16 protein-coding genes are annotated in these 14,700 nt (G+C 72.5%); 10 read left to right on the top strand and 6 right to left on the bottom strand.

Features of this window, described 5'->3' with window-relative positions; genetic code table 11:
* Positions 1–96 precede the first annotated feature (96 nt).
* The 4 genes from WME83_RS40240 to aroA are packed head-to-tail and all read right to left on the bottom strand — an operon-like array spanning position 97 to position 4,421.
* Positions 97–1,227 (bottom strand): hypothetical protein, encoded by a 1,131-nt coding sequence (locus WME83_RS40240; protein WP_437315013.1) that lies wholly within the window; start codon positions 1,225–1,227, stop codon positions 97–99.
* A 4-nt stretch (positions 1,228–1,231) separates the two neighbouring features.
* The gene (locus WME83_RS40235) at positions 1,232–2,200 is read right to left on the bottom strand and encodes a hypothetical protein (protein ID WP_437315012.1); all 969 of its coding nucleotides are present in this window, start codon (positions 2,198–2,200) and stop codon (positions 1,232–1,234) included.
* Entirely contained in the window at positions 2,184–3,017 is an 834-nt protein-coding gene (cmk, locus tag WME83_RS40230) for a (d)CMP kinase (protein WP_437315011.1), read from the bottom strand. The genes WME83_RS40235 and cmk overlap by 17 nt, the downstream gene beginning before the upstream one ends.
* A gap of 36 nt (positions 3,018–3,053) precedes the next feature.
* Positions 3,054–4,421 (bottom strand): 3-phosphoshikimate 1-carboxyvinyltransferase, encoded by a 1,368-nt coding sequence (gene aroA, locus WME83_RS40225; protein WP_437315010.1) that lies wholly within the window; start codon positions 4,419–4,421, stop codon positions 3,054–3,056.
* A 151-nt stretch (positions 4,422–4,572) separates the two neighbouring features.
* Between aroA and WME83_RS40220 the strand changes: the two genes are divergently transcribed.
* Both WME83_RS40220 and WME83_RS40215 read left to right on the top strand, forming a co-directional pair.
* Positions 4,573–5,475: a nucleotidyltransferase domain-containing protein gene (locus tag WME83_RS40220; protein ID WP_437315009.1), complete on the top strand. Its 903-nt coding sequence runs from the start codon at positions 4,573–4,575 to the stop codon at positions 5,473–5,475.
* A gap of 67 nt (positions 5,476–5,542) precedes the next feature.
* Entirely contained in the window at positions 5,543–5,821 is a 279-nt protein-coding gene (locus WME83_RS40215; RefSeq protein ID WP_437315008.1) for a cupin domain-containing protein, read from the top strand.
* A gap of 43 nt (positions 5,822–5,864) precedes the next feature.
* On the opposite strand, the gene WME83_RS40210 is transcribed toward WME83_RS40215, so the two are convergent.
* The gene (locus WME83_RS40210) at positions 5,865–7,574 is read right to left on the bottom strand and encodes a CotH kinase family protein (protein ID WP_437315007.1); all 1,710 of its coding nucleotides are present in this window, start codon (positions 7,572–7,574) and stop codon (positions 5,865–5,867) included.
* A 245-nt stretch (positions 7,575–7,819) separates the two neighbouring features.
* Here WME83_RS40210 and WME83_RS40205 point away from each other — a divergent pair, with 245 nt between their 5' ends.
* From WME83_RS40205 to WME83_RS40180, 6 genes are all read left to right on the top strand, one after another.
* Complete coding sequence (locus WME83_RS40205; RefSeq protein ID WP_437315006.1) at positions 7,820–8,125, top strand: ArsR/SmtB family transcription factor; 306 nt, start codon at positions 7,820–7,822, stop codon at positions 8,123–8,125.
* Positions 8,126–8,181: 56 nt separating this feature from the next.
* Positions 8,182–8,655 carry an ArsI/CadI family heavy metal resistance metalloenzyme gene (locus tag WME83_RS40200; RefSeq protein ID WP_437315005.1) on the top strand — a complete coding sequence of 158 codons (474 nt, stop codon included), beginning with the start codon at positions 8,182–8,184 and terminating at the stop codon, positions 8,653–8,655.
* A complete protein-coding gene (locus WME83_RS40195) occupies positions 8,639–9,358 on the top strand; it encodes an MIP/aquaporin family protein (RefSeq protein ID WP_437315004.1) in 720 nt (239 codons plus the stop codon). The genes WME83_RS40200 and WME83_RS40195 overlap by 17 nt, the downstream gene beginning before the upstream one ends.
* On the top strand, positions 9,355–9,783 hold the full coding sequence (locus WME83_RS40190; RefSeq protein WP_437315003.1) for an arsenate reductase ArsC: 429 nt from the start codon (positions 9,355–9,357) through the stop codon (positions 9,781–9,783). The genes WME83_RS40195 and WME83_RS40190 overlap by 4 nt, the downstream gene beginning before the upstream one ends.
* A gap of 329 nt (positions 9,784–10,112) precedes the next feature.
* Positions 10,113–10,511, top strand: coding sequence for a RidA family protein (locus tag WME83_RS40185; RefSeq protein WP_020739951.1), 399 nt, complete (start codon positions 10,113–10,115; stop codon positions 10,509–10,511).
* Between the two features lie 128 nt (positions 10,512–10,639).
* Positions 10,640–11,542: a LysR family transcriptional regulator gene (locus WME83_RS40180; protein ID WP_437315002.1), complete on the top strand. Its 903-nt coding sequence runs from the start codon at positions 10,640–10,642 to the stop codon at positions 11,540–11,542.
* Positions 11,543–11,609: 67 nt separating this feature from the next.
* On the opposite strand, the gene WME83_RS40175 is transcribed toward WME83_RS40180, so the two are convergent.
* A complete protein-coding gene (locus WME83_RS40175; protein WP_437315001.1) occupies positions 11,610–12,515 on the bottom strand; it encodes an MBL fold metallo-hydrolase in 906 nt (301 codons plus the stop codon).
* A gap of 476 nt (positions 12,516–12,991) precedes the next feature.
* Between WME83_RS40175 and WME83_RS40170 the strand changes: the two genes are divergently transcribed.
* Both WME83_RS40170 and WME83_RS40165 read left to right on the top strand, forming a co-directional pair.
* Positions 12,992–13,393: a response regulator gene (locus WME83_RS40170; protein WP_437315000.1), complete on the top strand. Its 402-nt coding sequence runs from the start codon at positions 12,992–12,994 to the stop codon at positions 13,391–13,393.
* A 629-nt stretch (positions 13,394–14,022) separates the two neighbouring features.
* On the top strand, positions 14,023–14,661 hold the full coding sequence (locus WME83_RS40165) for a hypothetical protein (RefSeq protein WP_437314999.1): 639 nt from the start codon (positions 14,023–14,025) through the stop codon (positions 14,659–14,661).
* The last annotated feature ends 39 nt before the right edge of the window (positions 14,662–14,700 follow it).

Genomic DNA, 14,700 nt, shown 5'->3' with positions numbered 1-14,700 from the left:
AGGAGGGGCCTCTGTCAATGCAACGACCGAGCCACGGTGGGTTTTTGTCGTTTCCCTGAGAAACGACGAGCCCGCTGGCTCAAAGCGGCGCGATCCTCAGGGGGCGGCGCGCGGAGTGCTGCCAGCGTCGTGCGCTGCCTCGCGCGCCCGCTGTGCGAGCGCTGCGCAGGCGCGATCGAGGCCCTCGACGGGCCATTTCGTCCGGATCTCGACGCGATCGTCCTGCGCGGCGGCCTGGGCGCCGTCGATCGCGGCCGCGGCGCCGGCGACGTCGGGGAGCAGCGCGAGCGCGAGCTTGAGGCTGCCGAGGAACGCCTGGGCGTCCGCGGCGAGCGCCGCGGCCGTGTCGCCCGAGACGGGCGCGAGGCGCATCGCGAGCGCGGGCGCCGCGCCGAGCGTGAGCGTGCCCGAGGCGTGATCGATGCGCCGGAACAGCGCGCCGGCCCGCGGGAGCAGCGGCGAGGCCGCGCCGGCGGCGCCGGACCACGCGGCGCCCGTGAGCGCGAAGGCGACGGCGCCCTGCTCGGGCAGATCGAGGCGCTGCCACTCGTCCGACGCGGGCAGCGCGGCGCTCACGATCTCGACGTCCGTGCCGACGACGAGCGTGCCGTCGTCGGCCTGGCCGATCACGGCGCGCGGGCGCGGGCCGCCGACGAGCAGGAGCTCGCCCTCGCGGCGGAGGCCGGACCAGCCCTCCTCGCGGGCGACCTTCTCCATGCCGGCGACGAACCGGCCCTTCGGGATGCGCCCGCCCGCGAGCGCGACCCAGCTCGCGGCGTCGGTCGAGGCGATCACGATCTCGCGCACGTCCGAGAGGACGTCGACGCCGGTGGCCGCCTCGATGCGCGCCCGCCGCGACGCGCCCGCGGGCGCCTCCTCGACCAGCGGCAGGAAGTGCTGGCGCACGGGCCCGAAGAGCGCGAGATCCGCGGTCTCGAGGCGGACCACGATGTTCGCGTCGCCCGGGATGTGGCGCCGGGCCGTCGGCTCGTAGCGAAAGAAGAAGAAGTAGACGCCGAGCGCGACGCCGGCGAGCAGCGCGACGCCGGCGAGCGCCGCGGCGAGGCACGCGGCCCCCCGCGGCCGGCCGGGGCGCGGCGGGGCGGCGCCGCCGTCGGGCTTCGCGGGGGTCGCCTCGGCGGGGTCGGCCTCCGGGGCCGGCGCGGGCGCCGCGGCCTCGTCGATCACGGTCGGTCGGATCGGTTCTTCGATCAGGGTGTCGGGCATCGGTTCAGCCGGGCGAGCCCCGGGAGAGCAGGGCGAGCACGAGGGGCGCCGGGAGGAGCCAGCGGAGCCGCACGGTGCGCTCCACCTGCTCGATCGAGAGCGCCTTCATCAGATCTGCGTAACGCACATCCTCGACGTTGTCGCGCAGCACCTCGAGGAACCGCCGGGCGCGCCCGGCGCCGGCCGGATCGACGCCGACGATCTCGGCGTCGAGGCGCACCCCCTCGTCGGTGAGGGACGCCACGGCGCGGACGCGCTCGACGCCGGCGACGAGCGCGGAGGCCGACGGGAAGCGGCGCGCGAGCGAGGCGGGGAGCCGGCGCGCGCGCAGGTCGAGGCTCACGAGCCCCTCGGCGGCCGGGTCGCCGCGGCGCTCGTCCGGGCCGTCGCGGAGGACGCGCGCGACGCTGCTCACCTCGGCCGCGGACACGAGCGCGACGGCGCGATCGCCGAGCGCGACGATCCGCGCCGTGTCGGCGCGCGCGGCGACGCCGTCGCCGCGGCGATCGAAGACGGCGACGCCGCCCTGCACGCCCTGCGCGACCGGCGACGGCGCCCAGCGATCGGGATCGGGCGCGAGCCCGGCCATCCGGCCCTCCAGGACGACGACGCGGTCGCCCGCCTCGAGATCGGCGAGCCGCAGGCCGAGCCAGACGACGTCGGCGCGCCGGAGGGCGCTCTCGAGCGCCTCGTCGGGCGCCTCGTCGGGCGCTTCGTCGAGCGCGCGCCGCGCGAGCTCGTCCGCGGCCGCCTGGCCGAGGCCGGCGCGCATGCGGGCGACGTCGACGCGCACCACGAGATCGAGATCGGCCGGGAGGAGATCGGCCGGCTCGATGCGCCGGACGACCCGCGGGCCGTCCGGGATCCTCGCGCGCTGCGCCTCGGGCTGCGGCGCCGCGCCCCCGCAGGCCGGGAGCGCGAGCGCGATCAAGGTAGCGGCGGCGGCGGCGCGGGCGTCACGCGCCGCGCGCACGGATCTCCACGAGCGACGCCATCTCGTCGATGATCTCCTGCGGGCTCCGGTGCCCCGAGTCGACGAGGATCGCGTCGTCGGCCTTGCGGAGCGGCGCGACGGCGCGCTCGCTGTCGGCCTTGTCGCGGCGGAGCACGTCGGAGAGCGTCGCCTCGAAGCTGACGGTCATGCCGCGCGCGACGAGCTCGTCGTACCGCCGCTTCGCGCGGATCTCGGCGGGCGCGGTGAGGAAGAACTTCACCTCGGCGTCGGGGAACACCACGGTGCCGATGTCGCGCCCCTCGAGCACGACCCCGCCGCCCGCGCCGGCCTGCCGCTGCATCGCGAGCAGCGCCTTGCGCACCGCGGGGATCGCCGAGACCCGGCTCGCGCCGAGGCTGATCTCGGGGGCGCGGATCGCGCTGGAGACGTCCTCGCCGTCGAGCAGCACCCGCATGCCGCTGCCGCCCACGCTCGAGTGCGGCGGCCCATCGGCCGACGCGGCGCGCGCGGCGGCGGCGTGCGCGGCGCCGGCGTCCGTGGAGTCGGGCGCCGCGCCGCGCTCCAGCGTGATGCGCCCGCCGCTCGCGAGATCCTCGGCGAGGGCGCCGATCGCGCCGGTCTCGTCCCACGCGAGGCCGACGCGGTGGACCGCGAGCGCGACGGCGCGGTAGATCGCGCCGGTGTCGACGAGGAGGTAGCCGAGCCGCTCGGCGAGCCCCCGCGCGACCGTGCCCTTGCCGGCGCCGGCCGGCCCGTCGATGGCGACGCGCAGCCGCCGGAGCTCGCCCTGGCCCGGGAGGTGGCGTGCGTCGTCCTGTCTCTGCCGTTCGGTCACCTGCGCTCCTCCTCGTTCGCTCGCTCGCCCGCTCGCTCACGCGGCGCGGGCGCCCTCGACCTCGATGCGCGCGCCCAGGGCGCGGAGCGTCCCGACGAAGAGGGGGAAGCTCGTCGCGATGCACCCCGCGTCGCGCACGCGCGTGGGCCCGCGCGCGGCGAGCCCGAGCACGGCGGCCGTCATCGCGATGCGGTGGTCGCCGCGGCTGTCGACGTCGGCCGCGTCGAGCGGCCGGTCGGGCCTGCCCTCGACGAGGAGCCCGTCGGTGCGCTCCTCGCAGCGCAGGCCGAAGGCGCCGAGCACGGCCGCCATCGCCGCGATCCGGTCGGTCTCCTGCACGCGCAGCTCCCGCGCGTCGAACACCTCGGTGACGCCGCGCGCCCGCGCGGCGAGGCCGAGCAGGATGGGCAGCTCGTCGAGGGCGCGCGCCGCGAGCTCGCCGCCCGCGCGCCCGCCGCGCAGGCCGGACCCGGAGGCGATGTGGAGATCGCCGGTCGGCTCGCCGAGGGCCTCCCCCTTGATCTCGACGGCGACGCTGCTGTCCATGTCGCGCAGCACCTCGAGCAGCCCGGTGCGCGTCGGGTTGAGGCCGACGCGGCGCGCGGTCACGCGGCTCTCCGGCACGAGCTCCGCGGCGGCGAGGAGGAACGCGGCGGCCGAGAGGTCGCCGGGCACGTCGAGGTCGAACGCCGGCAGATCGCCGGAGAAGCGGGCCGCGTCGAGGCAGACCATCGCGCCGACCGAGTCGACCGGGACGCCGAGCGCGGTGAGCATGCGCTCGGTGTGATCGCGCGAGACGATCGGCTCGCGCACGAAGGTGGGGCCGTCGGCGAAGAGGCCGGAGAAGAGGAGCGCGCTCTTCACCTGGTCGCACGGGACGGGGAGGTCGTATTCGATGGACGAGAGCACGTGCGGCTCGGGGAGCGGCCCGACGTCGAGCGGCGCGGTGATCTCGCCGATCGTGCGCGGGTCGAGCTGCCCCTCGATGCGCCCGCCGCGGAGGCGGAGCGGCTTCGCGACGCGCTCCATGGGGCGGCGCGAGAGGGACGCGTCGCCGACGAGGCGCGCGGCGAAGCGCTGGGCGACGAGGATGCCCGAGAGCAGCCGCATGGTGGTCCCGGAGTTGCCGCAGTCGATGGGCCCGTCGGGGGCGCGCAGGCCGGAGAGACCGGCGCCGTGGACGACGAGGTCGCCGGGCGACGGCTCCTCGACGCGGACGCCCAGGGCGCGCAGCGCGTCCACGGTCGAGCGGACGTCGCCGCCGAGCGACCCGCAGCGGACGCGGCTCTGCCCGGTGGCGAGCCCCGCCAGGAGGAGCGCCCTGTGGGCGATGCTCTTGTCCGCGGGGACCGGCACGCTCCCGATGAGCGGCCGCTCCGCCGGGTGGACGATCAGGTCGGGCACGCGATGCCGTTTAGCAGAACGGCGGGCGCAGGCACAGCGGGCGGGGCGGGGTGCGGCGGCGCGGCGCGGCGGCGGCCGGTCCGGGCGCCCGGGCGCGGCCTGGTGGTATGCTCGGCGCGCCGCGGGGCACAGCGGCAGGAGGCGGCTGGACGTGAGCGAGGCACTGGACGTTGCGGCGCGCGTTGCGGCGCGGCTCGGCGCGATCCCGGGCGTCGTGGCGGTCGTGCTGGGCGGCTCGCGCGCCCGCGGCGCCGGCCACCCGGACTCGGATCTCGATCTCGGCATCTACTACGAGCCGGAGCGCCCGCCCGATCTCCCGGCGCTGCGCGCGCTCGCGCGGGAGCTCTGCGCGGGCGGCGCCGAGGGCGCCGTGGCGCCGCTCGCGCGGGAGCTCCTCGCTGCGGACCCCGGGGACGTGGTGACGCCGCCCGGCGCGTGGGGACCGTGGATCAACGGGGGCGCGTGGCTCGAGATCGAGGGGCACCGCGTCGACTGGCTCTACCGCGATCTCGCCCGCGTGCGGCGCGTGATCGAGGAATGCCGCGCGGGGCAGGTGACGTGCGACTACCAGCCCGGGCACCCGCACGGCTTTTTCAGCTCCAACTACCTGGCCGACATCCACGACTGCCGGCCGCTCTTCGATCCGGCGGGCGTGCTCGCCCCGCTCAAGGCGCTCGTGACGCCGTATCCGCCGGCCCTGCGGAGGGCGCTCCTCGATCGGTTCCTGTGGGAGGCCGGCTTCGCGATCGACACCGCGAAGAAGGCCGCGGGGCGCGGCGACGTGATGTACGTGAGCGGCTGCCTGTTCCGCGCCGCCGCGTGCCTGGTGCAGGCGCTCTTCGCGCTGAACGAGCGCTACGTCTCGAACGAGAAGGGCGCGCTGCAGCGGACGCGGGCGCTCCCGTGGTGCCCCGAGGGCTTCGCCGACCGGGTGGAGGCGCTGCTCTCCGCGCCCGGCCAGGGCGCGGAGCCGCTGCGCGGGAGCCTCGGGCGCATGGAGGCGCTGGCGCGCGAGGCGCGCGACCTGTGCCGCCGGGACGCGCCCGGCTGCTAGCATCGGCCGCGGCGGAGGGCGCCGCGGGAGCGGGGCCTGGGGGCACATCGAGCGAGGACGAGGAGCCATGGAGTCGATCAAGCTGGAGCACGGTCCGTCGGAGGAGCAGCTGGCGAAGCTCGGGGCGCGCAGCTGGCCCATCTGGACGAAGGAGGTGTCGACCTTCCCGTGGCACTACGACGAGCCGGAGACCTGCTACCTGCTCGAGGGCGACGTGATCGTGACGCCGGCGGGAGGGGGCGCGCCGGTGCGGATCCAGGCGGGGGATCTGGTGACGTTCCCCGCCGGCCTGAGCTGCACGTGGGAGGTCCGCTCCCCGGTTCGCAAGCACTACCGCTTCGGCTGACCTGGGCCGCGGGGGGCGGCCGGCGGCGGCGGCTCGCGCCGTGTCATGGCAAGTTGGCGTCGAGCCAGGCGAGCCGGGCCCGCAGGAAGTCGCGCATGACCTGCAGCTGCCCCTCCCACGTCGGCGCGGTGGGGCCGCCGAGGAAGCCCTCGCTCGACTCGATGATGTCCGACACCGGCCACTTGGCGAGATCGCGGGCCGCGGCCTGCGCGAGCGGCGCGCTCAGCTCGTCCATGCGCTGCTCGAGCGCGGCCTCCGACAGGAGCGTCTGGCGCAGCGCCGTGTAGCGCGCCTTCACCTGCGCCATGAAGGCCGGATCCGCGGTGAGCTTTTGATACCAGTTGTTGACGTTCCTCGCGCCGCTGAAGCGAAAGCCGGTGTCGTTGTTCGACTCCGGCGCCGCGCTCTGGGCGCCCACGCCGCCGAGCGCGAAGTTGTAGTCCCAGAGGGGGCCGGCCTTGATCTTCTGATCGCGATCCTTGTGGTAGAAGGCGCTCCGCACGTAAGCGTCCACGTTGAGCGTCAGCTCGCTGATGATCAGGTAATCGATGAACGACGGCACGTCGATGTACGCCGCGTAGTCGCCGATCGGCGTCTGATGGAGGCTGTCGTGGAACTCCTGGATGTATTGGGTCAGCCAGGCCTCCTGCGCGTCGTTCAGGGGATCGGGATCCACCACCTCGAGATCGATCCAGCACGTGCCGCCCTGGCCGGGGCGGGGCCCGCCGCCGCCGCCGAAGCCTCCGAACGACGGGAGCGGATCCGAGCCGGTGCAGGTGAGCATCGGCTCCTCGGCGGCCGCCTGATCGAACTTGAAGATGTAGCCGCCGCTGATCTTGGGCGCGTCGAGGTCCTCCTCCTCGAGCTGCTTGAGATCGGTGCGGGCCTCGTTGTTCTTGATGGTCTCCGAGATCCAGTAGATGCCCTGGTAATCGGCTTCGCCGATGACGCGGGCGTCGTAGTTCAGGTAGACCTCGGCGAACTCGTTGCGCGGCGCCTCCAGGCCCATGTCGCGGCCGAGGGTGTAGGTGAACGGATTGCGGATCAGCGTGCGGTCGTAATACGGGGGGATCAGCGCCCAGTCCGAGTCGGCGGGCATGCCGAGCACCGGGTAGTCGAGGTCCTTGTCGTCGTTGCCCCACAGCTCGACCTTGTACGGTGTCTGGGGGAAGTTCATCGAGGACTGGCCGCGCACGTGATAGCCGCCGCGCATCGCCATCGTGGGCAGCGAGGCGATCGAGGCGACGCCGTTGACCGGCTCCCAGATCATCACCGCCGCGTCGAAATAGACCTCCTTGTCGGTCGGCTTGCCCTGGCCGTAGCCGTCGATGAGCATGATGGGGAGGTCGGAGGTCGCGTCGATGGTGCGCGCGATGTAGATGCCCGTGCTCACCGCGCCGCGCGCGGCGCCCCCCGCGAACGCCTGCGCGCGGACCTGCGTCGTGGCGGTGAGGGTCACGGGCTCGCCCGTGTACAGCGTGGAGGCCGAGGTCGGCAGCTGCCCGTCCAGCGTGTAGCGGATCTCGGCCCCATCGATGGAGGTGGACATCTCCACCTGGATTTGATCCCTGAACGTCTGGCTCGGCGTGGAGAACGCGACATCCCCGGTCAGGGACGGGATCGCCTGCGGGGTGCCCTCGCCGGGTTCGGTCGGCGCCTGGCCGCAGGCGACGCTCAGCGTGACGAGGGCGAGCGAGAAGGAACGGTGGAGCCCGCGGAAGCGTGCCCGTCGAACAATGGTGCTATTTTCCACTGCCAGCCTCATTGACAGTTCAAGAAATCGTCATTGTACGGACACACAGGGCCGCCGCGCCACCCATTTCTCGAGCGGCGCTGGTGGCCTCTCGGTTCCTCTGTGCTCTTCGTGTTCCTCTGTGCCTCGGTGCTTCCTTCCCTCTCTCCGGGGACCAGGGACGACCCCTCGTGGGACGGCGGCACCGGCTCGGATTTTTGCGACGAGGGCTTGCGCGGTTACTTCGACAATGTTAGAAGTAGTGTGTGCCGTCGAAGCTCGACCGTCACGCCGAACAGCTCGCCGCGCTCGGTCACCCGGTGCGGCTCGCGGTGCTGCGCTTCGTGGTGCAGGCCGGGATGGAGGGCGCCCCCGCGGGCGACATCCAGGCGCACGTCGGGCTGGCGGCCTCGACGCTGAGCCATCACCTCAAGCGGCTCGTCGATGCCGGCGTCCTGAGGACGCGCGGGGAAGGGACGTTTCACTACTACAGCGCCGACTACGAGGCGCTCCGCGCGCTGACGGAGTACCTGTGGGAGGACTGCTGCAAGCGCGGCAAGCCGTGCTGCTGATTTTTTTTGCCTCTCTATTTCGAACTTTTTGGAAGCAAGTGGAAGGAAGGTGTGCGATGAATGTCATCAAGCCTCATCTCTCTCTCAACGTCTCCAACATCGACGCCTCGGTCGCGTTCTATGAAAAGGCCTTTGGCGTGCGCGCCACAAAGCGCCGCCCCGGCTATGCGAAGTTCGACCTCAAGGAGCCTTCGCTGAACCTCACCATGCAGGAGGCGCCGCGCACCGGCGTCAACGCGAGCCACTTCGGCGTCCAGGTGGCGAGCACGGAGGACGTGCTCGAGGCCAAGCGGCGCTTCGAGGCCGCGGAGCTCAGGACGTTCACGGAGGAGGACACGGCCTGTTGCTATGCGGTGCAGGACAAGGTCTGGATCGAGGACCCCGACGGCAACTCGTGGGAGGTGTTCGTGGTGAAGGGCGAAGCGGCCGTGATGGGGAGCCAGCCCGCGATGCCCTCGAAGACCGATGCCGCGTGCTGCGCGCCGTCGTGCTGCGTCCCGTCCAAGCAGGGCGATGCCGCCGCGCGCTGATCTCCTCCGCAGGGCCGTCGCCGAGGCGCTCGGGACGGCCCTGCTGCTCGCGACCGTGGTCGGGTCCGGGATCATGGCCGAGCGCCTCGCCGGCGGGAACGTGGCGATCGCCCTGCTCGCGAACACGATCGCGACGGGGGCCGCGCTGGTCGCCCTGATCCTGACCTTCGGGGCCATCTCCGGCGCGCACTTCAACCCGGCCGTCACGCTCGCCGACGCGAGCCAGGGCGGGCTCTCCTGGCGCGAGGTGCCCGCGTACGTCCTGGCCCAGGTCGCCGGCGCCTTCGCGGGGGTCGCCGCGGCGCACGTCATGTTCGGAGAGGCCCTCTTCTCGGCGTCGCAGCATGAGCGCTCGGGGCTCGCCCAGCTGGCGAGCGAGTTCGTCGCGACGTTCGGGTTGCTCGCCGTCATCTGGGGCAGTGTCCGGAGGCGGGCCGAGTCGGCTCCTTTCGCCGTGGGCGCGTACATCACGGCCGCCTATTGGTTCACCTCGTCAACGTCGTTCGCCAACCCGGCCGTGACGCTCGCCAGGGCCGCGAGCGACACGTTCGCCGGCATCCGCCCGGCCGACGCGCCGGGGTTCATCGTCGCACAGCTCGCAGGGGCGGCGGCGGCGACGCTGGCATTCCGCTGGCTCGTCCCCGCCCTGCCCGAGGTCGCCGATCGCGTCGTCGATCGCGTTCTTCCGGAGGAACCTCGATGAAGGTCGTGTTGTTTGCCTGCGTTCACAACGCGGGGCGTTCTCAGATGGCCGCGGCGTGGTTCAACGCCCTGTCCGACCCTGAAAAGGCGCGCGCCGTCTCGGCCGGTACCGAGCCCGGGCCCCGCGTTCATCCCGAGGTGCTCGCGGCGATGGCGGAGGAGGGGATCGACCTCTCGGCCGTGAAGCCCCAGCGGCTCACCGACGCGCTGGCGAGCCAGGCGGCGCTGCTCGTCACCATGGGATGCGGGGAGGCGTGCCCCGTGGTCCCAGGGCTGCGGCGTGAGGACTGGCCCCTCGAGGATCCCAAGGGCAAGCCGGTGGAGCGCGTGCGGGAGATCCGCGACGAGGTCCACGCGCGGGTGGCCGAGCTCGTGTCGCGCGAGGGGTGGGCCGCGGCGCGCGCGGCCGAGGGAGGCGGGGGATGAGCCGCGCGCCGGTGGGCGCGAGCGGACTGCCAGCGATCGCCGCCGGGCGGCGTTCATGCACGCTCCGCGGGTAGAAGCCTTCCACCATCTGCGCACGTCATCTCGCGATCACTGCCATCTGCTATGAGAGACATACGCCGCGTATGCGTGTTGACATGCGGCGCGTAGGGGTTATATACCGGCACACGGGGCGCATATCAACGACCGTGCCGCGCAATGAAGCGCGGAGGACCTGAACCCCTGAAGCAGTGCAAACGTCTCTCGCTTGTCTCGGCGGAACGACGCCGCGTCGGGAGGTCGGGCCTGCCTTGTTTGAAGAGGAGCAAATCATGGCCAAACGCGATGCGATCTTCCCTGCCGGTCGGCAGGCGCTCTACGAGATCAACCGCTATTCGGCGGCGATCCGCTCGGGCGACCTTCTGTTCGTCTCGGGCCAAGTCGGCAGCCGAGAGGACGGGTCGCCCGAGCCGGTCTTCGAAAAGCAGGTCCAGCTCGCCTTCGACAACCTCGCGGCCGTGCTGAAGGCCGCCGGCTGCACGTTCGACGACGTCGTCGACGTGACCTCCTTCCACACCGACCCGGCCAAGCAGTGGGAGGCGGTGAACGCCGTTCGACTGAAGGCGATCGGGGAGCCGCCCTACCCGAACTGGACCGCGGTCGGCGTGAACTGGCTGGCAGGCTTCGATTTCGAGATCAAGGTCATCGCGCGGATTCCTCAGTCCACCTGAGCGATGGCAGCACCAGACACCAGCCTCGGGGCTCGAGGGCCGATCGCCCCGCATGGCTGGCGCGCTCGTGGATCCTCGCCGCGGGGCGCGTCGCGAGGAGCTCCCTCCGTGCCATCCTCCCCGGGAACATGGGTGTCGATCTGAACCGCATGGCGGTGTTCGTGGCCGTGGTCGAGCATCGCTCGTTCACGGCGGCGGCGCAGGTGCTCGGGATGACCAAATCGATGGTCAGCCAGCACGTCCGCCAGCTGGAGACGAGCCTCGGCGTCACCCTGATGCAGCGCACGACGCGCTCCATGTCGCTGACCGAGGCCGGCGAGATCTACCACGCGACCGCCTCCCGGATCCTGCGGGACGCGGAGCAGGTGCACTCCCAGCTCCAGGGCCTCAAGCGCGCTCCGTCCGGCGTCCTGCGCGTCACCGCGCCGCTCGACCTCGCGGTGACGACGCTCGTCCCGGCGGCGACCGAGTTCATGCGGCGCTACCCGCGCGTCCAGATCGATCTGGTGACGAGCGACGAGATCCTCGACATGGTCGAGCGGCGCCTCGACATGGCGATCCGCGTCGGCTGGCTCGCCGACTCGAGCCACCACGCCGTCCCGCTGGGCGGCTTCGCGCAGATCCTGTGCGGCTCGCCGGCGTACCTCGCGCGGGTGTCCGTGCCCCTGGTGCCGGCCGATCTGGCGAACCTCGACTGGGTCGCCCACGCGGCGTTGCCGAACCCGAACCGCTGCACCTTCCGTGATGCGCAAGGGAACGAGCAGACCGTGTCGATGCGCCGCCGCGTCGTGGCGAACCACGGGGTGGCCGTGCGTGCGTTCGTGCTCGCCGGGGCGGGGATCGGCGCGCTCCCCGACTACCAGGCGCGGGAGGACCTGCAGGCGGGGCGGCTCGTGCGCGTCATGCCGAGCCATACGCTCCCGGAGGGCGGCATCTTCGCCGTGGTGCCCTCGCGGCGCGACGCGCCCGCCAAGGTCAGCGAGTTCCTCCGCTTCCTCAAGGCCGAGCTGGGCGAGCGGGCGGGGCGGTGAGCGCCATAAGGCCGAGCTGGGCGAGCGGGCGGGGCCGTGAGCGCCATCGTGCGACCTGGAGCGCCGGTCACGGCGCCGCCTCGCTGAACGCCGCCTGGGCGCTCAGCTGCAGGATGATCGGGAGGTCGAGGTCACCATACCTCTCCAGCATCTTTTGCTCGACTTCCTCGGCGCTCGTGCTCGCGACGACGGCGCGGCTGAACTCCTCGATGTATTCGCCCGTCTCGGCGATGGCCGCTGGGCTGTCGTCGCGCGCCGGATCCTTGTGTCCAGCGATCACGGTCTCGAGGGGGAGCGCGGAGAGCTCCTCCAGGGTCTCGATCCACGCGTCGCGCTGCTCCCGGCCAGAGTCCACGAGCCAGGTATGGACTCCGCTGTACACGACGTCCCCGGCGATCACGGCGTTCAGCTCCGGCACGTGGATGGGGAAGCTCTGCTCGATGTCGCCCTGCATCGGGCCGAGGATGCGGATCTCGTGGCCCTCCAGGTCGAGGGAGGGTTGCGTGGTGGGCTCGGCGTCGACGAGCGTGTCGGTGAGGTCGTCCTGGTACACCGGCTTCCACTGCGCGAGATCCTTGGGGCCCTCCGTCTTCATCTCCTCGGCGACGGCCGGTCTGGCGAGGATCTTCGCGTCGGGGAACCGCTCGCGGATGATCTCGAGCCCGAAGTGATGATCCGGATGCCCATGGGTGATGTACACGGTGGTGAGCCGCTTGCCGGTCTCCTCGATGGCGTCGCTCAGGAGCCGCGCCTGGCTCCGGGTGAACTGCGCGTCCACGAGGATGGCGTCGCGCTCGCCCGAGATCAGGGTGGAGTTGACGTTGAAGCCGGGCTCGTCGGCCGTGAAGACCTGCAAGGAGAGGGGGCCCTTGCCGTCGCCGTCGCTCGCGTCGTCGCCGCTGCACGCGGACACGGACATCGCCTGCGTCGTCAAGAGCGCGGCACCCATCAAGGACTTCATGAGCGTGTTCATGCGGATCGTCTCCAGATAGCGAGAGGGCGCCGCGGACCGGCATGGAGTCGGCCGAGGCGCGAGGGGATGGGGAGCGCTCGACCACCCTTCCCGCGGGCGCTGCCGGGGCAGCCGATCGGGCGAGCGCTCCGTCGTTCGACACGGGATGAATAGCTCGCCGAGGGCAGGCTGATTAGCCGGCGCGCCGCGCTCTGACTGTGTAGCCCTCACGAACAATCAGGGCGCGGCGGCCTCCCCGCGGGGGCGCGGCAGGCCGCGCACGGCCGCCCCGGGCTCGCCGGCGCCGCGTACCTGGGCGCCCGGCCCGGCTGGCCGCTCGCAACGGAACGGCATCGAGGTGCACGCCGACGCGATCGGGACCGTCGCTGACTTGGAGAGTTGCGGTAGGCTTCCGGTCCAGGGGAAGCCGGTGAGGAGGCCACAGCCCGGATGGGGCTGCCCGGCTCTCGGGCGACAGATCAATGCGAGGAGGAGACGTGAACGCCGACCTTAGCGAGCTCCAGGGCAGCGGCCATCGGGTCCTGGTGATCGATGACGAGGAAGACATTCGAGACACGCTGGATGTCTTCCTCTCCTCGGAGGGGTACGTGGTCGCTACCGCGGAGAGCGGCGAAGCGGCGGTCCAGCAGGCACAGCGGGAGCCCTTCGACCTTGCGATCACCGACCTGCGGATGCCGGGGATGGGGGGAGACGAGACGGTGGCCGCCTTGAAGCGCCTCAACCCGTACCTGCCGATCATCGTGGTCACGGGCTATGCATCCGATGAGTCCGTCGGGCGCTGCTCGAAGGCGGGAGCCTTCCGGATCGTCAGCAAGCCGGTGGAGCTCGACGCGCTGCTGCTCCTGGTGCAGGCAGCGCTCGGCCGAGCGCGCGCATGAAGAGCAGGCCGCCAGCACGGTCCGCCAGCACCGTCGTGCTGGCGAGCTCGGCCAGGTGGCCGACGGCGGCGCTGCGCTGGACGATGCGCGCCGCGACCGCTGCGGCTGCCCGGCGGGGACCATGCCGAGCCCGCGCCCGAGGCGCGCGTGGGTCGAAGCATGCAGTAGGGCAACTGGAACGGCACTTCGCTTTTCCCGCGGCTCGCCCTTGGCTGTGCTCCGAAATGCAATGAGCCGCTTCTGTTCTGGGCGCGTCATGAACACTTCGGTCGCCGCTCCGCTCATCAACAACCCCGGTCTCTCGTCGTCTGTGTCGACGGCGTTGGGGTTCGTGACCTCCGCCGGCGCCTTCTCTGGATCGTAGCGAAAATCCCACACGCACCGGCACTCTACGGTCGCTCCGCCCGGGATCGGCAGGATGGTTCATCGGTTTCCCCTCCCCAATTGACCGAGCCACCTGCTCGAAGATGGTGGCCGGCCTTACCAGAGCCTCCTGGCGGGTCAATGACCGAAGGGGCAAAGCGCGAACGCTCCCGCCGCTCCGCCTTGGCTTCGAGGGCACGGAACCGGCGGTGTCCGCCCCGGAGCCCCGCACCCGCCGCCCCCGGTTTCGATTAACATCGGGTCTCATGGGTTCTGTTCATCGCTCTCTGGAGATCGGTCTCTACATGAAGAGCGCCCGCGCGCTCGCGCTGGCAACAGGGATGCTCGGCGCCCTGCTCTGCGCCGCGTGCGCGGCCGGCCCCGAGCCCGCGCCGCCCGACATCTCGGTCGGCGCGGTCGACGGCACCGACGCCGTGCTCGCCGTCGTGCGCGGCGAGGGCGCGGTCACGCTCTACGTCTGCGGCGGCGCGAGCACGTACGCGACCATGACCCGCTGGTTCGAGGGACCCGAGGACCCGAGCGGCGCATTCTCGATCGAGAGCGCCGGCTGGACGGCCACCGCCGATCCCGGCGGCGAATCCGGCCTGCTGCGCACGCCCGACGGCGCGGTGCTCGCCTTCCGCGCGCGCCCCGCGGCGCAGGGCAGCCTCGAGGGCCTCTACGCGGCAGACGACGGCGGCTGCCGCACCGGCGCCGTGGTCTTCACCCCGGAAGGCGCCGAGTCGCCCGCGCTCCAGGGCACCTGGTGCGCCGTCGGCGACCGCTTCGCCCAGGTGACGCCGCTCCGGCCCCTCTCCGCGCTCGACCGGCGCGGGATCCAGGTGCAGGTCGAGCTCGACGGCACACGGAAGAACCTGCTCGTGACGCCGCTCGGGCGACCCTGAGCCCCCGCCGCGCTCCCCGCCGCACCCCCGCCGCGCACC

The organism is Sorangium sp. So ce385 (assembly GCF_051474135.1).
GTDB classification, from domain to species: domain Bacteria; phylum Myxococcota_A; class Polyangia; order Polyangiales; family Polyangiaceae; genus Sorangium; species Sorangium cellulosum_D.
The sequence above is the reverse complement of the archived record's forward strand: the minus strand, read 5'-3'. Positions and strand labels throughout refer to the sequence as shown.